Raw genomic sequence first — 22,514 nt, 5'->3', positions numbered from 1 at the left:
CTGTCTCGCGACCTGGGCAATCGCCTGAGGCGGTCTTCCGCCACAGCCCGCGCGGGATTCGACAGACCACAACGACAAGAAGGCGGAGCCAGGCTCGCGCGATTTTTTCCAGGTCGCAAAGACAGCGCTGTCTCACGCTTGAGGTGTTCCATGCATCCACCCCTCCAAGCCCTGGTCATCATGGGTGTCGCCGGTTGCGGCAAGTCCAGCGTCAGCCAGGCCCTCTGCCAGCGCAGCGGCGCCCACGGCATCGAAGGCGACAGCTTCCATCCCGCCGCCAACATCCGCAAGATGAGCGCCGGCATTCCCCTGACCGACGACGACCGCGCCGGCTGGTTGGACACCCTCGCCGAGCAGCTGCGCCAGGCGGTGGCCGCCGGCAAGCTGCCGGTACTGACTTGCTCCGCCCTCAAGCGCGCCTACCGCGACCGGTTGCGCCGCGCGGTGCCCGGACTGGGCATCGTCTACCTGGAACTGACCCCGGAAGTCGCCGCCGAGCGCGTCGCCCAGCGCCCCGGCCACTTCATGCCGGCGACCCTGATCGACAGCCAGTTCGCCGCCCTCGAGCCACCGCTCGACGAACCCCTGACCCTGCGCCTGGACGCCACCCTGCCGGTGGAACGCCTGGCGCAGGCCGCCCATGCCTGGTGGCTGGAGCACGCCGCCGCCTGAAGTCTTTCGCTTGTCCGACAAAGATAGCGCTATCCCAAAGCGCTTCAAAACAGCAACTCCGGTAGAACAACGACAAAAGGAGAGCCCTCCATGTTCGGCATGTCACACGATGCCTACCTGCTCCTCGACGCCCTGGTGACCATCATCGGCCTGATCGTGCTGATCACCCGCTTCAAGGTGCATCCCTTCATCGCCCTGATCATCGCCGCCGGCTTCCTCGGCCTGACCTCGGGGATGCCGGTGGAGAAGATCGTCAAATCCTTCCAGGACGGCTTCGGCGGCGTGCTCGGCTTCGTCGGCGTGATCCTCGCCCTGGGCACCATGCTCGGCAAGCTGATGGCCGATTCCGGCGGCGCCGACCAGATCGCCCGCACCCTGATCCGCGCCTTCGGCAAGGAGCGGGTGCACTGGTCGATGATGCTCGCCGCGTTCCTGGTGGGCATCCCGCTGTTCTTCGAGATCGGCTTCATCCTGCTGATCCCGCTGGTGTTCATCGTCGCCCGGCGCAGCGGCGTGTCCCTGATCAAGATCGGCATCCCGTTGCTCGCCGGCCTCTCCGCGGTGCACGGTCTGGTGCCGCCACACCCCGGCCCGCTGCTGGCGATCGGCGTGTTCGGCGCCGACATCGGCAAGACCATCCTCTACGGTCTGATCGTCGCCCTGCCCACCGCCGCCATCGCCGGCCCGCTGTTCGGTTCGCTGGTCTCGCGCTATATCCCCGGCACGCCATCGGCGGAACTGGTCGAGCAGATCGCCCACGAGCCGGAGACCCAGGACCTGCCCAGCTTCGGCGTGACCCTGGCGACCGTGCTGCTGCCGGTGTTCCTGATGCTGCTGAAGACCTTCGCCGACGTCGCCTTCGCCGACGGCCACGCGTTCCGCGCCTGGATGGATATGATCGGCCACCCGATCAGCGCCCTCCTCCTGGCCCTGCTGGTGGCGCTCTATACCTTCGGCTACGCCCGCGGCTTCGACTCGAAGAAGATCCTCAGGCTGCTCGACCAGAGCCTGGCACCGACCGCCGCCATCGTGATGATCATCGGCGCCGGCGGCGGCTTCAAGCAGATGCTGGTGGCCAGCGGGGTCGGCGATGTCATCGGCCATCTCGCGGTGAACGCGCAGATCTCGCCGATCCTGCTGGCCTGGCTGGTGGCCGCGGTGATCCGCATCGCCACCGGCTCGGCCACCGTCGCCACCATCACCGGGGCCGGCATCGTGGTGCCGGTGATCGACCTGATCCCCGGGGTCAACCGCGAGTTGCTGGTGCTCGCCACCGGCGCCGGCTCGCTGATCCTTTCCCATGTCAACGACGCCGGATTCTGGCTGGTCAAGCAGTACTTCAACATGAGCGTCAGCGAGACCTTCAAGACCTGGACCGCGATGGAAACCATCCTCTCGGTGGTCGGCCTGGTCTTCATCCTGTTGCTGTCGCTGGTGCTCTGAGCACCAGCCCGACCGGAGTCCAGCCATGACCGAACCAATGCAACGCCCCGACCACGAAACCTCGCGCTGGCCGCGCGACTTCGATATCCGCCAGCGCTATGCCGAGCAGCAGGAACTGCTTGAGCCACCGCCGGCGCAGCCCCGCGAAGAGCCTACCGCCGACGCCTGAAGCCAGCCGGCGCCATGCCTTTGCTCCCGCCTCCCCACGAAGCGGGAGCAAAGGCTGACTTCCGGCAAGGGCGCGACGGTTTTCCTGCTGAAACGATTTACCTTCGCCCCGGACCGCGCTACAACAGTCCCACGCCTTTCATCCACATCATTCGAGGACCCGCCATGACCGCCCCGCTCCACCTCGATTCGCTGTTTCCCAGCCTCGACGCCATTCCCGAACAGTACCGCCCCGACGCCCCCATCGAGCAGCGCGACTACCTGGTCGACGGCCAACTGCGACATTGGGACGGCCCGCTGGCGCCGGTACGCAGCCCGGTATTCCTCGCCGAGGCCGACGGCGAGCGCCAGGTGATCCTCGGCAGCACCCCGCTGCTCGACGCCGACGCCGCGCTCGCCGCCCTCGACGCCGCGGTGCGGGCCTACGACCACGGCCAGGGCCTGTGGCCGAACCTGCGGGTGGCCGAACGCATCCAGCACGTCGAACGCTTCCTGGTGCGGATGCGCGAGCAGCGCGAGGCGGTGGTCAAGCTGCTGATGTGGGAAATCGGCAAGAACCTCAAGGACTCCGAGAAGGAGTTCGACCGCACCTGCGACTACATCGTCGACACCATCGAGGCGCTGAAGGAACTCGACCGCCGCTCCAGCCGTTTCGAACTGGAACAGGGCACCCTCGGCCAGATCCGCCGGGTGCCGCTGGGCGTGGCGCTGTGCATGGGGCCGTACAACTACCCGCTGAACGAAACCTTCACCACCCTGATCCCGGCGCTGATCATGGGCAATACCGTGGTGTTCAAGCCGGCCAAGTTCGGCGTGCTGCTGATCCGCCCGTTGCTGGAAGCCTTCCGTGACAGCTTCCCGCCAGGAGTGATCAACGTCATCTACGGGCGCGGCAGGGAAACCGTGTCGGCGCTGATGGCCAGCGGCAAGGTCGACGTGTTCGCCTTCATCGGCACCCATTCCGGCGCCAGCGACCTGAAGAAGCTGCACCCCCGCCCGCACCGCCTGCGCGCCGCCCTCGGCCTGGACGCGAAGAACCCGGGTATCGTCCTGCCGCAGGTCGACCTGGACAACGCGGTGAACGAGGCGGTCACCGGCGCGCTGTCCTTCAACGGCCAGCGCTGCACCGCGCTGAAGATCCTGTTCGTCCACGAAAGCGTGCTGCAACCGTTCCTCGACAAGTTCAGCGCGCGCCTGGCCAGCCTCAAGCCGGGCATGCCCTGGGAACCCGGAGTGGCGCTGACGCCGCTGCCGGAGCCGGGCAAGGTCGATTACCTCCAGGGCCTGCTGAACGACGCCCTGGCCAAGGGCGCGCGGGTGGTCAACGCGGGCGGCGGCGAGCATCGGCAGAGTTTCTTCTACCCCGCCCTGCTGAGTCCGGTGAACCCGGACATGCGCCTCTACCACGAGGAGCAGTTCGGTCCGCTGGTGCCGGTGGTGCCCTATCGCGAGCTGGACGAGGTGATCGACTACGTCCTGCGCTCCGACTACGGTCAGCAGTTGAGCCTGTTCGGCAACGACCCGGCGCAGATCGGCCGGCTGGTCGACGCCTTCGCCAACCAGGTCGGCAGGATCAACCTCAACGCCCAGTGCCAGCGCGGCCCGGACAGCTACCCGTTCAACGGCCGGAAGAATTCGGCGGAAGGCACCCTGTCGGTCCATGACGCGCTGCGGGTGTTCTCCATCCGCACCCTGGTGGCGACCCGCGACACCGAGGCGAACAAGACCCTGGTCAGCGAAATCATCCGCAACCGCGCGTCGAACTTCCTCACCACCGACTACATCTTCTGAGGCGCCTGTCCCTCTCCCACCGGGAGGGGGACAGGCCGCCGCCCGCTACTGTCCGCCAGGCAGCAGCCGCGCAACAGGCTGCCGCCCCGGCAACACCTCCTGCTCGCGCGAACCCGCGCAACCAGTGGCCTGCACGGGTCGGCACAGGCTGTGCAACGGCCCGGACTCCAGGGTAGCCGTCGACCGGACGGCCCCGCTGCCTACCAGGAGTCCGCATGAACGCCCGCGTCCATCCCGAAGCCACCGCCGCCAGTCTCTCCGAAGGCGCCGACTACGAACTGCTCGTCCAGCGTTTCCGACCGATCTTCGCGCGCATCGCCGAAGACGCCGTCGAGCGCGAACGGCAACGCGAACTGCCCCACGAGGCGATCGCCTGGCTCAAGCAGGCCGGCTTCGGCGCCGTGCGCGTGCCGCGCGAGCACGGCGGCGCCGGCGCCTCGCTGCCGCAGTTGGTTCGGTTGCTGATCGAACTGGCCGAGGCCGACTCCAACATCACCCAGGCCCTGCGCGGCCACTTCGCCTTCGTCGAGGACCGTCTCAATGCCGAGCCCGGCCCTGGCCGCGACCGTTGGCTGCGGCGCTTCGTCGAGGGCGACCTGGTCGGCTGCGCCTGGACCGAGGTCGGTTCGGTACGGCTGGGCGAAGTGCTCACCCGCGTCTCGCGCAAGGACGACGGTCGCTGGGTGGTGAACGGCAGCAAGTACTACAGCACCGGCAGCCTCTTCTCCGACTGGATCGATCTGTATGCCCAGCGCGACGACACCGGCGCCGACGTGATCGCGGCGATCCGCACCGACCAGCCCGGCGTGCGCCAGAGCGACGACTGGGACGGCTTCGGCCAGCGCACCACCGGCAGCGGTACGTCGCTGTTCGAGGACGCCGAGGTGGAGGAAGAGAACCTCATCGACTTCGCCAGCCGCTTCAAGTACCAGACTGCGTTCTACCAGTTGGTCCTGCTCGCGGTACTGGCCGGTACCGGCCGCGCCGCCTTACGCGACGTCGCCGCCGAGGTGCGCGGGCGAACCCGCATCTACAGCCACGGCAATGCCCCGCGAGCCAGCCGGGATCCGCAGGTGCAGCAGGTGGTCGGGCGCATCGCCGCGCGCGTCTACGCCGCCGAGGCGGCCACCCTGCGCGCCGCCGAAGCGGCCCAGCGCGCCTACCTGGCGCGCTTCGTAGGCGACCCGCAGGCGGAGAAGGAGGCCAATATCGCCGCCGAGATCGAATCGGCCAAGGCCCAGGCGATCGTCGCCGAACTGGTGTTGCAGGCCACCAGCGAGCTGTTCGACGCCAGCGGCGCTTCCGCCGTCGGCCGCGGCAAGCAGCTCGACCGCCACTGGCGCAATGCGCGCACCGCCGCCTCGCACAATCCCCTGATCTACAAGCAACGGATCGTCGGCGACTGGGAGATCAACGGCAGCGAGCCGCCCTACGTCTGGCAGATCGGCAGCGGTCCGGCCACGGCGTCCCGCTGAACCTCGCCCATCCCATCGCAAGGAGTTGCCATGAGCGCACTGGAAAAGAACGCCGCCGATCCCTATCGGCAACCGCTGCCACGGACCCCGGCCCGGCGCATCGCCGACGACGCCGAGGCGATCCGCGTCGCCCGCGAACTGGCCGGGCTGTTCGCCGAGGAAGCCTCGCTGCGCGACCGCCAGCGCCGGCTGCCGGTGGCCGAACTGGAAGCCTTCTCGCAGAGCGGCCTATGGGGCATCAGCGTACCGCGCGCCTACGGCGGCGCCGAGGTCGACTACCGGACCCTGGCCGAAGTACTGAAGACCATCGCCGCGGTAGACCCGTCCCTGGCGCAGTTGCCGCAGAACCACCTGGCGGTGCTCGACCATTTGCGCCTGGACGGCAGCGAGGAGCAGAAACGCTTCTTCTACGGCCTGGTGCTAGACGGCGTGCGCTTCGGCAACGCCTTCTCCGAACGCCACAGCCGTACCGTCGCCGAATTCCAGACACGAGTGCTGGCGGATGGCGACGGGTTCCGCATCGACGGCCGCAAGTTCTATTCGAGCGGCGCCCTGCTCGCCCACTGGGTACCGGCCGTCGGCCTCGACGCCGAGCAGCGCGCGCACCTGGCGTTCATCCCGCGCGACGCGCCGGGGCTGACGGTGATCGACGACTGGTCCGGCTTCGGCCAGCGCACCACCGCCAGCGGCACCGTCATCCTGGACAACGTGCGGGTGCCGGCCGAGCACGTCATCCCGGTGCACCGCGCCTTCGACCGCCCCACCGCCGCCGGCGCCGTATCGCAGTTCATCCAGGCCGCCATCGACGCCGGCATCGCCCGTGGCATCCTCGCCGAGACCGTGCAGCAGGTGCGCCGCCACGCGCGGCCATGGATAGACGCCAACCAGCAGCATGCCTGGGAAGACCCCTACACCATCCAGCAGGTCGGCGACCTGCGCATCCGCGTGCGCGCCGCGGAAGCCGTGCTCGACCTGGCGGCCGACGCCATCGAAGCGGCGCTCGCCGCCCCCGACGAGGAGAGCGTGGCCGCCGCCTCGATCGCGGTGGCCGAGGCCAAGGTGCTCACCACCGAAGCCGCCCTGCTCGCCGCCAACCGGCTGTTCGAACTGGCCGGCACGCGCTCGACCCTGGAGGAACTCAATCTTGACCGCCACTGGCGCAACGCCCGCACCCACACCCTGCATGACCCGGTGCGCTGGAAATACCATGCCATCGGCAACTACCAGTTGAATGGGGTGAAGCCCCCGCGGCACGCCTGGCTCTAGGAGCCGTCCCGGGCCCTGGGGCGGATATCGCCACCGGCGTCATCCGCCGTCCGTCCAGGTCAGGCCGGCAGCGCGTTGCGCCCGGCCTCCTTTCCCCAGAGCGCCCGCAGGTCGCGATAGCCGGCCGCCGGATGGGAGTCCGGCAGACGCGGGCCGTCGCCGAACAACTTCTCGCGCAGGGTTCCCGGCGCGTATTCGGTCTTGTACACCCCGCGCTTCTGCAACTCCGGCACCAGCAATTCGACCACGTCGCTGAAGGTTTCGTGAGCCAGCGCATAGGCCAGGTTGAAGCCATCCACGTCGGTGTCCTCCACCCACTCCTGCAACAGGTCGGCGACGGTCGCCGGGCTGCCGACGAACAGCGGGCCGAAGCCGCCGATACCGACCCAGTCGGCCAGCTCGCGGACCGTCCAGGTGCGCGTCGGATCGGCGCTGGAAAACGCTTCCACCGCCGATTGGATCGCATTGGTATGGATATGCCGCAGCACCTGGTCCGGCCGATACTGGCCGAAGTCGATCCCGGTCCAGCCGGAGATCAGCGCCAGGGCCCCTTCGTAGCTGACGAAGGCGCGGTATTCGTCGAACTTGGCCCTGGCCTTGGCGTCGGTCTCGCCCAGTACCACCGTCTGCAGGTTGAACACCAGTACCTTGCGCGGATCGCGGCCGGCCTCGGCGACGCGCTGGCGGATGTCGGCGACCGCCTGCTTGAGCACGGTCTTCGATGGCGCGGCGACGAACACGCACTCGGCGTGCTCGGCGGCGAAGCGCTTGCCACGACTCGACGCGCCGGCCTGGTAGAGCACCGGCGTGCGCTGCGGCGACGGTTCGCAGAGATGGATGCCGGGTACCTGGAAGTGCTCGCCGACATGACGGATCTCGTGAATCTTGCCCGGGTCGCTGAAGATCCTTCGGCGACGGTCGCGGAGCACCGCGCCGTCCTCCCAACTGCCTTCGAAGAGCTTGTAGAGCACCTGTAGGTATTCGTCGGCATAGTCGTAGCGGCGGTCGTGGTCGAGCTGGGCCTGCTGGCCGAGGTTGCGCGCGCCGCTTTCCAGGTAGGAGGTCACTACGTTCCAGCCGATCCGGCCCTTGGTCAGGTGGTCCAGGGTCGAGAGTCGGCGGGCGAAGGGATAGGGATGCTCGAAGGACAGCGAGGCGGTCAGGCCGAAGCCCAGGTGGCGAGTCACCGCGGCCATCGGCGTGATCAGCGCCAGCGGGTCGTTCACCGGTACCTGGGCGGCCTGGCGGATCGCCGCGTCGCCATTGCCGTCGAGCACATCGTAGATGCCCAGCACGTCGGCGATGAACAGACCGTCGAAACGGCCGCGTTCGAGCAACCGCGCCAGGTCGGTCCAGTACTCCAGGTCCTTGTACTGCGAGGAGCGGTCGCGCGGATGCGCCCAGAGGCCGGGCGACTGGTGGCCGACACAGTTCATTTCGAAGGCATTGAGACGGATTTCACGCGGCATGGGGACTCCTTGGCTTGCCTGTGCATCCGGCACCCCGTGCACAGCCCGTGCCGGGCCGCGAGGCCGCGCCGCGCAGGTCTGGGCGACAGCCCCCCCTGTCGCTGGGCGGGCGCAACTGCTGGGCAAGTGTTGGTGGATCAACACATTCGCCCGCCCCACCCGAGCATCCCCATCGACCCGTAGGGCGAATAGCGCCCCGGCGCTATCCGCCAGCGCACCGGTACCCCGTCCGGCGGATAGCCGCGAGCGGCTATTCGCCCTACCCGAACGCTCCGTGCGCCCAGCGCCGGTAGAGTCCGCGCGCCGCCGCATCGAGCAGGTAGCCGAGCAGGCCGATCAGCAGCACCATCGCCATCAGCTCGGAGTACGCCAGCCGGTCGCGGGTATCGAGGATGTAGTAGCCGAGCCCGGCGCTGACGCCGAGCATCTCGCAGGGCACCAGAACGATCCAGAGGATGCCGATGGCCAGGCGCACGCCGGTCAGCACATGGCCGAGGATGCCCGGCAGGATCACCCGGCGCAGGGTTTCCCAGGGCGTGGCGGCGAGGCTGCGGCTCAGTTGCAGCCAGCGCGGGTCGAGCTGGCGCACGCCGGCGGCGGTATTGAGCAGGATCGGCCAGAGCGCGGCGAAGGCCAGCAGGAAATAGATCGGCTGGTCGCCCACGCCCATCAGCATCACCGCGATGGGCATCCACGACAGCGGCGAGATCATCCGCAGGAACTGGAACGCCGGAGTGGTCGCCGCTTCCAGGTTGCGCGAGGCGCCCACCAGCAACCCCAGCGGCACTCCCACCAGCAGCGCCAGGAACAAGCCCAGCAGGACCCGTTTCAGGCTCACCAGCACGTGCTCGTAGAGTTCGCGGCGTTCCAGCAGTTCACCCAGGCTGAGCAACGTCGCCTGCGGCGAGAAGCGTGCCGAAAGGCCGTCGGCGGCGCCGAACAGGGCCACGCCGAGCCACCACAGGGCGAACAGCGCCAGCAGCCCGGCGACGCCTAGCGCGCCCTGGCGCAGGGCCTGCCTCACGGGCTGATCTCCTCACTGCGCTGGAAGCCCTCGGCGAGGCCGAACGCCTGCAACCCGCCGACCTCTACCAGGGCCTGGCGGACGAAGCGGTCGTCCACCAGGTCACTGGCCACCTGGCGCGGATCGAGGCTGGCGAGGAAGGCATTATTGCCTTCGATCAGGGTGTCCTTCAGCCGCCGCACCAGTTCCTCGGTATAGCTCGGATACGGATAGGGCTGGAAGTCGATGCGCCGCTCCTGCCAGTCGGCGTGACGGATCGCGCCGCTGGCGAGATAGGCCTGCTGCTCCTCGGCGCCCGGCGCCAGCACCCGGCCGAGGACCTCCGGCGCGTGCGGCGTGTAGCGGTTGGCTCCAGCCCTGGACAGCAACTGTGCGGCCTCGGCGCGGTGCCCGCGAGTCCATAACTGGGCCTTGACGATGGCGTTGACCACCTTTTGCGACCACTGCGGCCGCCGCTCCAGGTCGTGTTCGTGCATGAACACCACGCAGCAGGCGTGGTTGCGCCAGACATCGCCGGTGAAGCGCTGTACCCGACCGACCTTGAGGTTCTCCGCCAGGGCGTTGAACGGCTCGGCGACGATGTAGCCGTGGATGCGCTTGCTGGCCAGCGCCGGTGGCATGTCCGAAGGCGGCAGCACCACCAGGTTGACCTCGTCGGCGGCCAGCGCCGCGCCCACCGCGCGGCTCACCGCGCGCAAGCCGTTGTCGCGCAGCAGTTGCTGCAGCACCACGTTGTGGATCGAGTACCAGAACGGGATCGCCACGCTCCTGCCGCCGAGCTGGCGCACCTCGGCGATCTCCGGAGCCACCGTGAGCCCCGAGCCGCCGACGTGGTTCCAGGCCACCACCCTGGCCGGCACCTTGCTGCCGTAGCGGGCCCAGACGGTCATCGGCGACAGCAGGTGGATGACGTTGACCTGGCCGGAGATGAACGCCTCGATCACCTGCGCCCAGCTGCGCAACAGCACCGGCCGTTCGGCCTGGATCCCCTCGGCCTCGAACAGGCCGTTGGCATGGGCCACCAGCAAGGGCGTGGCGTCGGTGATCGGCAGGTAGCCGATGCGCACCGGCGCGTCGGGTTCGGCGGCGGCACGCGCCTGCAGGCTGCTCAGCAGCGGCAACGCGCCGGCAGCGCTGAGCAGCGCGGCGAGCTTGAGGATGTCACGTCGGGAATGGGTCGGGTCGTCCAGGCACATGGGAGGCCTCCGGCTGAGCGATGGGATGGGCATGGGTGCGGCTCGCCCGCCGTAGGGTTTTCAGGATCTCGATGCGCAACGCGCCCAGTTCCTCGACCAGCTCCGCGCGTGGCTGCGGCAGGTCGATGCGCCACTCGCCGAGGCTCCGCGCCGGGCTGTCACCCAGTAGCAGGATGCGTTCGGAGAGCAGCAGGGCCTCGTCGATATCGTGGGTGATCAGGACCACGGCGGTGCCGCGCTCGTGGATCGCCCGCAGCAGCAGCTGCTGCATGTCGGCGCGGGTCACTTCGTCCAGCGCGCCGAAAGGTTCGTCGAGCAGCAGCACTTTCGGCTGCCGCGCCAGGCAGCGGGCCAGCGCGGTGCGCTGGGCCATGCCGCCGGAGAGTTGCGCCGGGTAGCGGGCACGGGCGTGCTCCAGGCCGACCGCGGCGATCGCCTGGTCGACGCGGGCCTGGCGAGTGGCCGCGTCGAGGTGTGGCTGGCGGGCGAAATCGAGGCCGAAGGCGACGTTCTTCTCCAGGTTCAGCCAGGGCAGCAGGCTGGGGTCCTGGAACGCCACCGCGACGCCCGGATGCGGTCCGCGCAGGGGCTCGCCGAGTACCCGCACGCTGCCGGCGGCCGGCTCCTGCAGGCCGGCCAGCACGCGCAGCAGGCTGGACTTGCCGACGCCGCTGGGACCGAGGATCGAGACTACCTCGCCGGCGCCCAGGCGCAATTCGAAATCGCCGAGCACCGCCTGCCAGCCGGCACCGCGCGGATAGCCGAGGGCGATCCCGCGAGCATCGAGGAGCGCCTCGCTCATGCCTTGGCCTCGGCCTGGCGTTGCAGTTCGGCGCGCAGCTGCACCAGGCTCGGGGTGACGATCGGGACGAACGCCGACTCGCGCCAGCGGCGGGCGAAGCCGGCGCCGTGCTCGCTCAGGTAGGCCTTGCCGCCGCTGGCCTGCAGCTCCAGTTGCACGGCATTGGCGGCGGCTTCGGCGAGCCCGATGCGGATGCGGAACAGGCGTGCCGGCTGGTTGGCGAACTCGCCGCTGGCCAGTCCGGCGTGCAGCGCCGCCACGTGCCCGTCGAGGGTTTCGCGCTGTGCCACCAGCTCGCCATCCAACAGCGAACGGCTGCCGCCCAGGTGCCGCCGCACTTCGTCCAGCGCGCGGCGCGCCAGGCCGATGGCCATGCCGCATTGCAGGCCGAGGAAGGCCGGGCGCACCCGTGGCAGGAACTGGCGGGCGTCGTCGTGCAGCAGCCAGTCGCGGCCGACCACCACCGCGCGCAGGTCGAGGGCGGCGGTGTTGCTGCATTGCAGGCCGAGCAGGCGCAGGTCGTCGGAGCGCCGCAGGCCGGCCAGGCCCTCGGGAATCGCCAGGACGAAGGGCAAGCCGCCGGCGCCGTGCTCGATCGCCGCCGCCACCACGAAGTCGCCGCGGCGCAGGTTGGTCACCCAAGGCAGGCGGCCATCCAGGCGCCAGCCGGCTTCCTCCGGCTGCGCGACCACCTGCAGCGCCTCGATCCCGGAGAGGAACTTCATCGCGTTGGACAATCCGGTGGCGCCGGCCAGGCGGCCGGCCAGCAGGTCGCCGAGCAGGCGTTCGCGCAGGACCTGGTTGGGACTCTGCAACAGATACTCGATGAAGGCGCGCTGGCCCCAGAAGACGAACGCCGCGGTCAGCGAACGCGCCGCCAGCGCAGCGACCCGCTCCACCGCGTCGGCGAGCGCGCCGCCGCTGCCGCCGAGGCGCTCCTCCACCGCCACGCCGAGCACGCCGGCGGCGGCCAGGCGAGGCAGCAGCGCGGCAGGATCGGCGTCGCCGCGGTCGAGGGCCTCGGCGTGTTGGTCGAGCCAGTCGCTCAGGGTCGGGTCAAGCATGGTCGTCACTCCTTGCGCCGGCGCGGCGCACCGCCCGGCAAGCGCAGGCTCAGGCCTGCGGGTTGGTCCAGCGATATTGCTGCAGCTCGGGATTGAGCGGCGTGCGGGCGAACACATTGGCGAAGTTGCAGAGCGTCGCCAGGCTCACCCCGAGGATCACTTCCAGGGCCTGTGCCTGGTCGAAACCGGCGGCGCGGAAGGCTTCGAACTGCGCATCGGTGACCGCGCCACGGCTGGCGATCACCGCGCGGGTGAAGTCGGCCAGCGCCTCGTAGCGCGCGTCGGGCAGCTCGCCGCGAGCGCGCAGGGCCTCGATCACCGGCTCCGGCAGGCGCGCCTTGTTGCGCGCCACCGCGGTATGCCCGGCGACGCAGAAGTCGCAGCCATGGGTGGTGGCCGCCACCAGCTGCACCACTTCGCGCTCGGGCAGGCCGAGGCTGGCCTTGGCATTCAGCCCGGAAACGCTGAGGTAGGTTTCCAGGGCGGCCGGCGCGTTGGCCAGCACACCGAGCAGATTCGGGATATAACCCGAGTTGTTCAACGCGGTCTGCAGGAACGGACGCGCCGCCTCGGGGGCGTTTTCCAGGGTGAGCACGGGAACGCGTGACATGCTTTCGACTCCGATGGTTGAGGTGTCGAGGAAGTCTCTTGGTAATAAGAAATCCATTCAATATTCTAAAGTCGCTATCACTTGCTCTTGAGTCTTTCCCTTAGATGAATCCGTCCAACCCCCTCGTCGATTGGTTATTAGACAGCCTCGAAATCGACACCAGCCTGTTCCACGTCGGCCGCTATTGCGGCGGCTGGCACGCTTCCACCCACGGACTGGCGCGCGCCAGCTTCCATCTGGTGGTGCAGGGACACTGCTGGGCGCACGTCGCCGGCAGCGCGCGGGGCTGGCGGCTGGACAGCGGCGACGCGCTGTTCTTCCTGCGCGACGTGGAATTCCGCCTGTCCAGCGAGGCCGATGCCGATGCCGCGCGCTGCCAGCCGCGCGGCGAAATGCAGGCGCTGGAATGGAATGCCGCCGACGGGGCCGGGCTGGTCTGCGGTTTCTTTCATTTCCACTCGGGTCTTTCCGGGCTGATCGTCGACGCCCTGCCCGACTGGCTGATCCTGCGTGCCGGCGATCCGGCGCTGGACGCGGCGCGGCGCCTGTTCGCCCTGATCGTCGACGAATGCCGCCGCCAGCCGGCGCCGTCGCCAGTGCTGCTGGAACGCCTCAGCCACCTGCTGTTCCTCTACGTGCTACGCCAGCAGGTGCTCGACGATCCGACCCTCGGCGGCCTGGTGGCACTGGCGCGCCAGCCGCAGTTCGCCGGCCTGCTGGAAGCGCTGATCGAGGCACCCGAGCAGCCCTGGAGCCTGGAACAGATGGCCGAGCGCACCGGGCTGTCGCGCTCGGCCTTCTTCAAGCGCTTCAACGAACTCAGCGGTCAGTCGCCGGGCCAGGTCCTGCTGGTCCTGCGCATGCACCGCGCCTGCGCCCTGCTGCGCGCCGACGCCAGTGTCGCCGAGGTCGCGGCGGCGGTCGGCTACCAGTCCACCGCCGCCTTCACCCGCGCCTTCCACAAGGCCACCGGGCAGCAACCGGGGGCCTACCGCAAGGCCAGTCGCTGAGCACAGGCCAGGCAGGGGATCGGCGCCCGCGGTCCTGCGCCGATACCGCCAGGTCTCCTGCCCAGCCCCGTCGCTTCGGGCTAGGATGTGCCTTCGTTCCCCCGATCGGCCCGCGCCCATGCCCAGAGCCAGCAAAGTCACCGATCCGTCCTACGAGTTGATGGACGACCACGAAGGCCATTCGCTGATCTATCGCCAGCACGGCTTCCCCAGCCCGCTGGTGCGCTGGCACTTCCACAAGGAATACGAGCTGCACCTGATCGTCGCCAGCTCCGGCAAGGTATTCATCGGCGACTACATCGGCAACTTCGCCCCCGACACCCTGTTCCTCACCGGGCCCAACCTGCCGCACAACTGGATCAGCCAGGTCGAGCCCGGCGAGGTGGTGGCCCGGCGCGACATGCTGGTGAACTTCACCGACGAGGTGCTGGAGGACGGCAGCGGCGTGTTCTCCGAGCTGAACCGCCTGGCCCCGCTGCTGGCGCGGGCGCGCTACGGCATCGAGTTCCGCGACCCGGCGCTGATCGGCGAAAGCCGGCGACTGTTGCAACGCATCGCCGACAGCGGCGGCATGACCCGCCTGGGATACTTTTTTATCCTCCTGGAACAGCTCGCCGAATGCGAGGACTACCAGTTGCTCTCCACCGTCACCTCCTCGCAGCTGGCCGACGAGCACAACGTCGAACGAATCAACCGGGCGGTGGACTACATCTTCCAGCACTACGCCCAGGACCTCACCCAGGAACAGGTCGCCGCCCACCTGGGCATGACGCCCACCTACTTCTCGCGCTTCTTCAAGCAGGCCGCCGGGCGCGGCTTCGTCGAGTTCGTCAATCGCCTGCGCATCAGCAAGTCCTGCGAGCTGCTGGCCCGCAGCGAACTGCCGGTGACCGAGGTGTGCTTCGAGTCGGGCTTCAGCAACCTGTCCAATTTCAACCGGCGCTTCCAGCAGCTCAAGGGCATGACGCCCACCGGCTACCGGCGCCTGGTGACCCAGCGGCTGACCGAGCAGAACCTGCTCTGAGCGTCCAGCGCTCCAGCCCCGGAGTGCAAAAAAGTATCGGTCGAAGTGCAGTCGAGGCTTTGTCGGTTGCCTGACGCGCCTGTGTAATCGGCAGCGAGCGACACAAAAACAATAATGTCTTCCGCGCCGCCCGCCGGCCCGGAAGAGGAGTTCACCGATGAACGACTCGATCAAGACCTGCCTGGCCGCCGCCTGCCTCGTCCTGCCGCTGCTGGCCCAGGGCGCCGAGACCCTGACCATCGCCACGGTCAACAACAACGACATGATCCGCATGCAGCGTCTGTCCAAGGTGTTCGAGGAAAGCCACCCGGACATCGCGCTGAAATGGGTGGTGCTCGAAGAGAACGTCCTGCGCCAGCGCCTGACTACCGACATCGCCACCCAGGGCGGGCAGTTCGACGTGCTCACCATCGGCATGTACGAAGCCGCGCTGTGGGGCGCCAAGGGCTGGCTGGAGCCGATGAGCGAGCTGCCCGCCGACTACGCCCTGGACGACCTGTTCCCCTCGGTGCGCGACGGCCTCTCCGCCAAGGGCACGCTGTACGCCCTGCCGTTCTACGCCGAAGCCTCGATCACCTACTACCGCAAGGACCTGTTCCAGGAGGCCGGGCTGCGGATGCCCGAGCAACCGACCTGGACCCAGCTCGGCGAGTTCGCCGCCAGGCTCAACCGCCCGGACCAGGGCCAGTACGGCATCTGCCTGCGCGGCAAGGCCGGCTGGGGCGAGAACATGGCATTGATCGGCACCCTGGCCAACGCCTTCGGCGCACGCTGGTTCGACGAGCGATGGCAGCCCGAATTCAGCGGCGGCGAATGGAAGAAGGCCCTCGACTTCTATGTCTCCACCCTCAGGCGCTACGGCCCGCCCGGTGCCTCCAGCAACGGCTTCAACGAGAACCTGGCGCTGTTCAACAGCGGCAAGTGCGCGATCTGGGTGGACGCCAGCGTCGCCGGCTCGTTCGTCACCGACAAGAGCCAGAGCAAGGTCGCCGACGCCACCGGCTTCGCCTTCGCGCCCCGGGAAGTCACCGACAAGGGCGCCTCCTGGCTGTATTCCTGGGCCCTGGCGATACCCGCCAGCTCCCGCGCCAAGGACGCGGCGAAGGCCTTCGCCACCTGGGCCACCTCGCAGGCGTACGGCAAGCTGGTGGCGGACCGGGAAGGCGTGGCCAACGTGCCGCCCGGCACCCGCGCCTCGACCTACAGCGAGGCCTACCTGGCCGCCGCGCCGTTCGCACGGGTCACCCTGGAGTCGCTGAAGCGCGCCGATCCCAACCATCCGACGCTGAAGCCGGTGCCCTACGTCGGCATCCAGTTGGTGACCATCCCCGAGTTCCAGGCCATCGGCACCCAGGTCGGCAAGCTGTTCTCCGCCGCCCTCACCGGGCAGATGAGCACCGACCAGGCGCTGGCCGCCGCGCAGCAGACCACCGCCCGCGAGATGAAGCGCGCCGGCTATCCGAAGTAGCCCGCCGACGAGCAAGGCCACGCCCGGCGCGGCCCTGCTCGAGCGCTTGCCCTTGAAGATCCAGACGGAGTCGCCATGAACACCTCGGCCCTCGATACCCCGCTCCCGGCCCGTCCCGCCCGCCGCCTCCAGCGCCGCCGGCGCGGACCCGGCTGGCTCCTGGTCAGCCCCTCGGTGGCGCTGCTGCTGTTGTGGATGATCGTGCCCCTGGGCATGACCCTGTATTTCTCGCTGATCCGCTACAACCTGCTGTATCCCGGCGAGAACGCCTTCGTCGGCCTGGAGAACTTCACCTTCTTCGTCACCGACGCCGGCTTCCTGCCCGGCGCGCTGAACACCCTGCTGCTGGTGGGCAGCGTGCTGGCGATCAGCGTGGCGTTCGGCGTGCTCATCGCCGCGCTGCTGGAAGCCGGCGAGTTCTTCGGCCGCGGCGTGGTGCGGGTGTTGCTGATCTCGCCGTTCTTCATCATGCCGACGGTGAGCGCGCTGCTCTGGAAGAACCTGATCTTCCACCCGGTATCGGGCATCCTCGCCGCCGTCTGGCGCCTGTTCGGCGCCGAGCCGGTGGATTGGCTGGCGCACTATCCGCTGCTGTCGATCATCCTCATCGTCTCCTGGCAATGGCTGCCCTTCGCCATCCTGATCCTGATGACCGCCATGCAGTCCCTCGACCAGGAGCAGAAGGAGGCCGCCCGCCTCGACGGCGCCGGTCCGCTGGCGATCTTCTGGCACCTGACCCTGCCGCACCTGGCGCGGCCCATCGCGGTGGTGCTGATGATCGAGACGATCTTCCTGCTCTCGGTATTCGCCGAGATCTTCACCACCACCAGCGGCGGCCCCGGCTACGAATCGACCAACCTCGCCTACCTGATCTACAACCAGGCGCTGCTGCAGTTCGATGTCGGCATGGCCTCGGCCGGGGGCCTGATCGCGGTGCTGATCGCCAACATCGCCGCCATCGTGCTGGTGCGGATGATCGGCAAGAACCTTACCGAGCGCAGCTGAGGAGCCCGCCATGCTGACACTCAAGCAATCCCGCCGCCTGCGCAACGGCCTGCTCGGCCTGCTCTGCTGGGGCATCGCCCTGCTGCTGTTCTTCCCGATCTTCTGGATGCTGCTGACCAGCTTCAAGACCGAGATCGACGCCTTCGCCACGCCGCCGCAGTTCATCTTCCAGCCGACCCTGGAGAACTACCTGCACATCAACGAGCGCAGCGACTACTTCGCCTACGCCTGGAACTCGCTGCTGATCTCCTTCTCGGCGACCCTCCTGTGCATGCTCGTCGCGGTGCCGGCGGCCTACTCCATGGCCTTCTTCGAGACCCGCCGCACCAAGCGCACGCTGCTCTGGATGCTGTCGACCAAGATGCTTCCGCCGGTCGGCGTACTGATGCCGATCTACCTGCTGGCCAAGCAGTTCGGCCTGCTCGACTCGCGGCTGGCGCTGATCATCGTCTACACCCTGATCAACCTGCCGATCGTGGTCTGGATGGTGTACACCTACTTCAAGGACATCCCCGTGGACATCCTCGAAGCGGCGCGCCTGGACGGCGCCGGCACCTGGCAGGAGATCGTCCGCGTACTGCTGCCGATCGCCCGCGGCGGGCTCGCCGCGACCCTGCTGCTGTCGCTGATCCTGTGCTGGAACGAGGCCTTCTGGTCGCTCAACCTGACCTCCTCGGCCGCCGCCCCGCTGACCGCCCTGGTCGCCTCCTATTCCAGCCCCGAAGGACTGTTCTGGGCCAAGCTCTCGGCCGTCTCCACCCTCGCCTGCGCGCCGATCCTGGTCTTCGGCTGGATCAGCCAGAAGCAACTGGTACGCGGCCTTTCCTTCGGCGCCGTGAAATGAAGCGCATCCCCATCCTTTCGTCCACGGAGGTATTCCACCATGGCTGATCTCAGGATCCGCAACCTGCAGAAAGGCTTCGACGGCCAGGCCATCATCAAGGGCATCGACCTCGACGTCCGCGACCGCGAGTTCGTGGTCTTCGTCGGCCCCTCCGGCTGCGGCAAGTCGACCCTGCTGCGCCTGATCGCCGGCCTCGAAGAGGCCAGCGGCGGCAGCATCGCCCTCGACGGCACGGACATCACCGACACTCCGCCGGCGAAGCGCGACCTGGCCATGGTCTTCCAGACCTACGCGCTGTACCCGCACATGACGGTGCGCAGGAACCTCTCCTTCGCCCTCGACCTGGCCGGCGTCGACAAGCGCGAGGTCGCCGCCAAGGTCGACGCCGCCGCGCATATCCTCGAACTGCAAGCGCTGCTGGAGCGCAAGCCGCGCCAGCTCTCCGGCGGCCAGCGGCAGCGGGTGGCGATCGGCCGGGCGATCGTGCGCAACCCGAAGATATTCCTCTTCGACGAACCGCTGTCCAACCTCGACGCCGCCCTGCGCGTGCAGATGCGCCTGGAACTGGCGCGGCTGCACCAGGAACTGGCGGCGACCATGATCTACGTGACCCACGACCAGGTCGAGGCGATGACCCTGGCGGACAAGGTGGTGGTGCTCAACGGCGGGCGCGTCGAGCAGGTCGGCTCGCCGCTGGAGCTCTACCACCATCCGGCCAACCTGTTCGTCGCCGGCTTCCTCGGCACGCCGAGGATGGGCTTCCTGCGCGGCCATCTGAGCCGCAACCAGGGCGAGCACTGCGAGGTCGCCCTCGAATGCGGCGCGCGCGTCGGCCTGCCGCTATGCGCCGGCGAGCTGGCCACCGGCAGCCCGGTGACCCTCGGTATCCGCCCGGAACACCTGAACCTCGCCTGCCCGGGCCATGCCTTCCAGGGCCTGCTGCGGGTCGCCGCCGACGTCAGCGAGCGCCTGGGCAGCGACAGCTTCTGCCATGTCCGCGCCGACTCGGGGGAGATGCTCACCCTGCGCGTGCGCGGCGATTTCGCACCGGACTACGGCGCAACCCTGGAGCTGGGCTTCGATCCGGCGCACTGCCACCTGTTCGACAGCAACGGCCAGGCCCTCGACAAACGACTGCAACAGGCGGCCTGAAGCCGCCAGCGGGAACCCACCGATGAAACTCAACCGGCAGCACCTCCCCCTGCTGGCGACCGCTGTCGCCCGCCCGTCCTACGACCCCGCGCAACTGCGCCAGGGCATCGTCCACATCGGCGTCGGCGGCTTTCACCGCGCGCACCAGGCGGCCTACACCGACGCCCTGATGAACCGCGGCGAAGCCCTCGACTGGGCGATCTGCGGCGCCGGCCTGCGCAGCGACGACCGCGCCATGCACGACGCCCTGGCCGCCCAGGACTACCTCTACACCCTCTGCGAGCTGGGCGACCAGCCGGACACCGAGGTCCGCGTGATCGGCGCCATCAGCGGCATGCTGCTCGCCGAGAACGGTGCCGAGGCGCTGCTGGAAAAGCTTGCCGAGCCGGCCATCCGCATCGTCTCGCTGACCATCACCGAAGGCGGCTACTGCATCGACGACGGCAGCGGCGAGTTCCTCGCAGAACTGCCGCTGGTACGCCACGACCTGGCCAACCCGCGGACCCCGCACGGGGTCTTCGGCTTTCTCTGCGAGGCTCTGCGGCGGCGCCGCGACACTGGCGTGCCGGCGTTCACCGTGATGTCCTGCGACAACCTCCCGCACAACGGCGAGGTGGCGCGCAAGGCGCTGCTGGCCTTCGCCGAACGGCTCGACCCGGCGCTGGCACGCTGGATCTCGGCGCACGTCAGCTTCCCCAACGCCATGGTCGACCGCATCACCCCGATGACCAGCCCCGCCCACCGCCGCCAGCTGGCCGAGCGGCACGGCGTGGAGGACGCCTGGCCGGTGGTCTGCGAACCCTTCGTGCAATGGGTGCTGGAAGATCGTTTCAGCGCCGGGCGTCCGGCCTGGGAAAAGGTCGGCGTGCAGTTCACCGACGACGTCACGCCCTACGAGGAGATGAAGATCGGCCTGCTCAACGGCAGCCACCTGGCGCTCACCTACCTGGGCTTCCTGCGCGGCTACCGCTTCGTCCACGAGACCCTCGGCGACCCGCTGCTGCGCCGCTACGTGCGGGCCTTCATGGACCGCGACGTGGCCCCGCTGCTGGCGCCGGTGCCAGGGATCGACCTGGAGCGCTACAAGGACAGCCTGGTCGAGCGCTTCGCCAACCGCGCCATCGCCGACCAGCTGGAACGGGTCTGCTCGGACGGCTCGTCGAAGTTTCCCAAGTTCATCGTCCCCACCGCCAATCGGCTGATCGCCGCCGGCCGGCCGCTGGAACGGGTGGCCCTGGTGGCGGCGGCCTGGGCGCTGTACCTGGGCGGGGTCGACGAGCATGGCGAGCGCTACCCGATTCCCGATCCGCGCGCCGCCGAATGCCAGGCGCTGGTTGCCGAACGCCACGGCCTGGGCCGGCGCCTGCTCGGCGTGGAGACCGTGTTCGGCCCGGCGATCCCGGCCTCGGAGGCCTTCGTCGAGGCCTTCGAGCGGCTCTACGACAGCCTGCGCCGGCACGGCGTCAATGAAACCCTGCGCCAGGTACTCGGCGAATGACTCCGGAGGGCCGCATGCGCGGATTGTTCCTCGGCATCGATTGCGGCACCCAGGGCAGCAAGGCGCTGCTGCTCGACGCCGGCAGCGGCCGCACGCTGGGCCTGGGCAGCGCCGCGCAGCGCCCGCCGGAAGGCCGCGACGGACGCCGCGAACAGGACCCGGCGGACTGGCTGGAAGCCATGGCCAGCGCGGTACGCATGGCCCTTGAGGAAGCCGCGGTGGACGGCCGCGAGGTCCGCGCCCTGGCGGTTTCCGCCCAGCAGCATGGGCTGCTCCTGCTCGACGCCGAGGGCCGGGCGTTGCGCCCGGCCAAGCTCTGGTGCGACACCGAGAGCACAGAGGAGAACCGCGAGCTGCTGGAAGCCCTCGGCGGCCCGGCCGGCTCGCTGGAACGCCTGGGACTGGTGCTCGCGCCGGGCTACACGCTGTCCAAGCTGCTCTGGAGCAGGCGCCGCTTTCCCGAGCTGTTCGCCCGCGTCGCGCACATCCTCCTGCCCCACGACTACCTCAACCACTGGCTCACCGGCCGCGCCTGCAGCGAAGCGGGCGACGCCTCCGGCAGCGGCTACTTCGACGTGCGCCGGCGCACCTGGGCCAGCGACGTGCTGGAGCTGGTCGAGCCGGGCGGACGCCTGGCGGCGGCGCTGCCGGAGCTGATCGAGCCCGGCGCCTGCATCGGCAACCTGCGCCCCGAAGCGGCCGCCGCCCTCGGCCTGGCTCCCCACACGCGGGTGGCCGGTGGCGGCGGCGACAACATGCTCGCCGCCATCGGCACCGGCAACATCCGCCCCGGCCTGCTCACCGCCAGCCTGGGCACCTCCGGCACCCTGGCCGCCTATGCCGAGCGGCCCCTGGTCAGCCCGCACGGTGAGCTGGCGAGCTTCTGCGCCTCGTCCGGCGGCTGGCTGCCGCTAGCCTGCACGATGAACCTCACCGGTGCCTGCGGCCTGGTACAGGACCTGCTGCATCTCGACCTCGACGAATTCTCCCGGCTGGCGGCCCAGGCGCCGGTCGGCGCCGAGGGCCTGCTGATGCTGCCGTTCTTCGACGGCGAGCGGGTTCCGGCGCTACCGCACGCCAGCGCCAGCCTGCACGGCATGACCGCGGCCAACCTGAGCCGCGCCAATCTTTGCCGGGCGGTGCTCGAAGGCACCGCCTTCGGCCTGCGCTACGGCCTCGACCTGCTGCGCGCCAGCGGCCTGCCGGGCGAGGAAATCCGCCTGGTCGGCGGCGCGGCGAAGAACCCGCTGTGGCGGCGGACGCTCGCCGACCTGCTCGGCCTGCCGCTGGTCTGTCCGCGGCAGACCGAGGCCGCCGCCCTTGGCGCGGCGCTCCAGGCGGCCTGGAGCCTGGGCCGCGAAAGCGGCGCCGGTGAAAGCCTGGAAGCCCTGTGCCGGCGCTGCGTGGCGCTCGACGAGTCGACCCGCACCCAGCCCCAGGCGCGACAACAGGCGGCCTACGAACAGGCCTACCGGCGTTACCTGGAGCACCTGCCTGCGCGATAATGGCCGGCTTTCCTTCCTCTTCTGGCGT

At 69.1% G+C, this 22,514-nt stretch carries 20 protein-coding genes; 14 read left to right on the top strand and 6 right to left on the bottom strand.

The window, feature by feature from the left end; translation table 11 throughout:
• Nucleotides 1-150 precede the first annotated feature (150 nt).
• The 6 genes from PSPA7_RS13985 (at nt 151) to PSPA7_RS13965 (ending at nt 6,815) form a co-directional block, all read left to right on the top strand.
• Nucleotides 151-672 carry a gluconokinase, GntK/IdnK-type gene (locus tag PSPA7_RS13985; RefSeq protein ID WP_012075721.1) on the top strand — a complete coding sequence of 174 codons (522 nt, stop codon included), beginning with the start codon at nt 151-153 and terminating at the stop codon, nt 670-672.
• A gap of 90 nt (nt 673-762) precedes the next feature.
• Nucleotides 763-2,115 carry a GntP family permease gene (locus tag PSPA7_RS13980; RefSeq protein ID WP_003156838.1) on the top strand — a complete coding sequence of 451 codons (1,353 nt, stop codon included), beginning with the start codon at nt 763-765 and terminating at the stop codon, nt 2,113-2,115.
• Nucleotides 2,116-2,140: 25 nt separating this feature from the next.
• Nucleotides 2,141-2,284 (top strand): hypothetical protein, encoded by a 144-nt coding sequence (locus tag PSPA7_RS32455; protein ID WP_003156839.1) that lies wholly within the window; start codon nt 2,141-2,143, stop codon nt 2,282-2,284.
• Between the two features lie 164 nt (nt 2,285-2,448).
• Entirely contained in the window at nt 2,449-4,074 is a 1,626-nt protein-coding gene (locus PSPA7_RS13975) for an NADP-dependent glyceraldehyde-3-phosphate dehydrogenase (RefSeq protein WP_012075720.1), read from the top strand.
• A gap of 215 nt (nt 4,075-4,289) precedes the next feature.
• On the top strand, nt 4,290-5,549 hold the full coding sequence (locus PSPA7_RS13970; RefSeq protein ID WP_012075719.1) for an acyl-CoA dehydrogenase family protein: 1,260 nt from the start codon (nt 4,290-4,292) through the stop codon (nt 5,547-5,549).
• A 30-nt stretch (nt 5,550-5,579) separates the two neighbouring features.
• On the top strand, nt 5,580-6,815 hold the full coding sequence (locus tag PSPA7_RS13965) for an SfnB family sulfur acquisition oxidoreductase (RefSeq protein WP_012075718.1): 1,236 nt from the start codon (nt 5,580-5,582) through the stop codon (nt 6,813-6,815).
• A gap of 59 nt (nt 6,816-6,874) precedes the next feature.
• On the opposite strand, the gene PSPA7_RS13960 is transcribed toward PSPA7_RS13965, so the two are convergent.
• The 6 genes from PSPA7_RS13960 to PSPA7_RS13935 all read right to left on the bottom strand — a co-directional run bounded on the left by PSPA7_RS13960 (nt 6,875) and on the right by PSPA7_RS13935 (nt 12,980).
• Nucleotides 6,875-8,284 (bottom strand): LLM class flavin-dependent oxidoreductase, encoded by a 1,410-nt coding sequence (locus PSPA7_RS13960; RefSeq protein WP_012075717.1) that lies wholly within the window; start codon nt 8,282-8,284, stop codon nt 6,875-6,877.
• 259 nt (nt 8,285-8,543) lie between these two features.
• A complete protein-coding gene (locus PSPA7_RS13955) occupies nt 8,544-9,308 on the bottom strand; it encodes an ABC transporter permease (RefSeq protein WP_003157783.1) in 765 nt (254 codons plus the stop codon).
• Nucleotides 9,305-10,504 (bottom strand): ABC transporter substrate-binding protein, encoded by a 1,200-nt coding sequence (locus PSPA7_RS13950; protein WP_012075716.1) that lies wholly within the window; start codon nt 10,502-10,504, stop codon nt 9,305-9,307. Before PSPA7_RS13950 ends, PSPA7_RS13955 begins: the two co-directional genes overlap by 4 nt.
• Complete coding sequence (locus PSPA7_RS13945; RefSeq protein WP_003158085.1) at nt 10,470-11,306, bottom strand: ABC transporter ATP-binding protein; 837 nt, start codon at nt 11,304-11,306, stop codon at nt 10,470-10,472. The genes PSPA7_RS13950 and PSPA7_RS13945 overlap by 35 nt, the downstream gene beginning before the upstream one ends.
• Nucleotides 11,303-12,370, bottom strand: a complete 1,068-nt coding sequence (locus tag PSPA7_RS13940) for an acyl-CoA dehydrogenase family protein (protein ID WP_012075715.1) — start codon at nt 12,368-12,370, stop codon at nt 11,303-11,305. Before PSPA7_RS13940 ends, PSPA7_RS13945 begins: the two co-directional genes overlap by 4 nt.
• Before the next feature lie 49 nt (nt 12,371-12,419).
• A complete protein-coding gene (locus PSPA7_RS13935; protein ID WP_041025350.1) occupies nt 12,420-12,980 on the bottom strand; it encodes a carboxymuconolactone decarboxylase family protein in 561 nt (186 codons plus the stop codon).
• A gap of 104 nt (nt 12,981-13,084) precedes the next feature.
• Between PSPA7_RS13935 and PSPA7_RS13930 the strand changes: the two genes are divergently transcribed.
• From PSPA7_RS13930 to xylB, 8 genes are all read left to right on the top strand, one after another.
• Nucleotides 13,085-13,990: an AraC family transcriptional regulator gene (locus tag PSPA7_RS13930; RefSeq protein ID WP_012075713.1), complete on the top strand. Its 906-nt coding sequence runs from the start codon at nt 13,085-13,087 to the stop codon at nt 13,988-13,990.
• A gap of 118 nt (nt 13,991-14,108) precedes the next feature.
• A complete protein-coding gene (locus PSPA7_RS13925) occupies nt 14,109-15,014 on the top strand; it encodes an AraC family transcriptional regulator (RefSeq protein ID WP_033997601.1) in 906 nt (301 codons plus the stop codon).
• Between the two features lie 157 nt (nt 15,015-15,171).
• The gene (locus tag PSPA7_RS13920) at nt 15,172-16,482 is read left to right on the top strand and encodes an ABC transporter substrate-binding protein (protein WP_012075711.1); all 1,311 of its coding nucleotides are present in this window, start codon (nt 15,172-15,174) and stop codon (nt 16,480-16,482) included.
• Nucleotides 16,483-16,557: 75 nt separating this feature from the next.
• A complete protein-coding gene (locus PSPA7_RS13915) occupies nt 16,558-17,487 on the top strand; it encodes a carbohydrate ABC transporter permease (RefSeq protein WP_012075710.1) in 930 nt (309 codons plus the stop codon).
• Between the two features lie 10 nt (nt 17,488-17,497).
• Nucleotides 17,498-18,331, top strand: a complete 834-nt coding sequence (locus PSPA7_RS13910) for a carbohydrate ABC transporter permease (RefSeq protein ID WP_012075709.1) — start codon at nt 17,498-17,500, stop codon at nt 18,329-18,331.
• Nucleotides 18,332-18,370: 39 nt separating this feature from the next.
• Complete coding sequence (locus PSPA7_RS13905; RefSeq protein ID WP_012075708.1) at nt 18,371-19,483, top strand: ABC transporter ATP-binding protein; 1,113 nt, start codon at nt 18,371-18,373, stop codon at nt 19,481-19,483.
• Between the two features lie 22 nt (nt 19,484-19,505).
• Nucleotides 19,506-20,981, top strand: a complete 1,476-nt coding sequence (locus PSPA7_RS13900; protein WP_012075707.1) for a mannitol dehydrogenase family protein — start codon at nt 19,506-19,508, stop codon at nt 20,979-20,981.
• Nucleotides 20,978-22,486, top strand: coding sequence for a xylulokinase (xylB, locus tag PSPA7_RS13895; protein ID WP_074197284.1), 1,509 nt, complete (start codon nt 20,978-20,980; stop codon nt 22,484-22,486). The genes PSPA7_RS13900 and xylB overlap by 4 nt, the downstream gene beginning before the upstream one ends.
• Nucleotides 22,487-22,514 lie beyond the last annotated feature (28 nt).

It is taken from the genome of Pseudomonas paraeruginosa PA7, assembly GCF_000017205.1.
In the GTDB taxonomy this organism is placed as follows: domain Bacteria; phylum Pseudomonadota; class Gammaproteobacteria; order Pseudomonadales; family Pseudomonadaceae; genus Pseudomonas; species Pseudomonas paraeruginosa.
The sequence above is the reverse complement of the archived record's forward strand: the minus strand, read 5'-3'. Positions and strand labels throughout refer to the sequence as shown.

Excerpts from the sequence above, each read along its gene's own strand:
- PSPA7_RS13930 (WP_012075713.1), top strand. The coding sequence starts at position 13,085 with ATGAATCCGTCCAACCCCCTCGTCGATTGGTTATTAGACAGCCTCGAA.
- PSPA7_RS13920 (WP_012075711.1), top strand. The coding sequence starts at position 15,172 with ATGAACGACTCGATCAAGACCTGCCTGGCCGCCGCCTGCCTCGTCCTG.
- PSPA7_RS13905 (WP_012075708.1), top strand. The coding sequence starts at position 18,371 with ATGGCTGATCTCAGGATCCGCAACCTGCAGAAAGGCTTCGACGGCCAG.
- PSPA7_RS13980 (WP_003156838.1), top strand. The coding sequence starts at position 763 with ATGTTCGGCATGTCACACGATGCCTACCTGCTCCTCGACGCCCTGGTG.
- PSPA7_RS32455 (WP_003156839.1), top strand. The coding sequence starts at position 2,141 with ATGACCGAACCAATGCAACGCCCCGACCACGAAACCTCGCGCTGGCCG.
- PSPA7_RS13935 (WP_041025350.1), bottom strand. The coding sequence starts at position 12,980 with ATGTCACGCGTTCCCGTGCTCACCCTGGAAAACGCCCCCGAGGCGGCG.
- PSPA7_RS13970 (WP_012075719.1), top strand. The coding sequence starts at position 4,290 with ATGAACGCCCGCGTCCATCCCGAAGCCACCGCCGCCAGTCTCTCCGAA.
- PSPA7_RS13985 (WP_012075721.1), top strand. The coding sequence starts at position 151 with ATGCATCCACCCCTCCAAGCCCTGGTCATCATGGGTGTCGCCGGTTGC.
- PSPA7_RS13950 (WP_012075716.1), bottom strand. The coding sequence starts at position 10,504 with ATGTGCCTGGACGACCCGACCCATTCCCGACGTGACATCCTCAAGCTC.
- xylB (WP_074197284.1), top strand. The coding sequence starts at position 20,978 with ATGACTCCGGAGGGCCGCATGCGCGGATTGTTCCTCGGCATCGATTGC.
- PSPA7_RS13915 (WP_012075710.1), top strand. The coding sequence starts at position 16,558 with ATGAACACCTCGGCCCTCGATACCCCGCTCCCGGCCCGTCCCGCCCGC.
- PSPA7_RS13965 (WP_012075718.1), top strand. The coding sequence starts at position 5,580 with ATGAGCGCACTGGAAAAGAACGCCGCCGATCCCTATCGGCAACCGCTG.
- PSPA7_RS13975 (WP_012075720.1), top strand. The coding sequence starts at position 2,449 with ATGACCGCCCCGCTCCACCTCGATTCGCTGTTTCCCAGCCTCGACGCC.
- PSPA7_RS13910 (WP_012075709.1), top strand. The coding sequence starts at position 17,498 with ATGCTGACACTCAAGCAATCCCGCCGCCTGCGCAACGGCCTGCTCGGC.
- PSPA7_RS13960 (WP_012075717.1), bottom strand. The coding sequence starts at position 8,284 with ATGCCGCGTGAAATCCGTCTCAATGCCTTCGAAATGAACTGTGTCGGC.
- PSPA7_RS13925 (WP_033997601.1), top strand. The coding sequence starts at position 14,109 with ATGCCCAGAGCCAGCAAAGTCACCGATCCGTCCTACGAGTTGATGGAC.
- PSPA7_RS13945 (WP_003158085.1), bottom strand. The coding sequence starts at position 11,306 with ATGAGCGAGGCGCTCCTCGATGCTCGCGGGATCGCCCTCGGCTATCCG.
- PSPA7_RS13940 (WP_012075715.1), bottom strand. The coding sequence starts at position 12,370 with ATGCTTGACCCGACCCTGAGCGACTGGCTCGACCAACACGCCGAGGCC.
- PSPA7_RS13900 (WP_012075707.1), top strand. The coding sequence starts at position 19,506 with ATGAAACTCAACCGGCAGCACCTCCCCCTGCTGGCGACCGCTGTCGCC.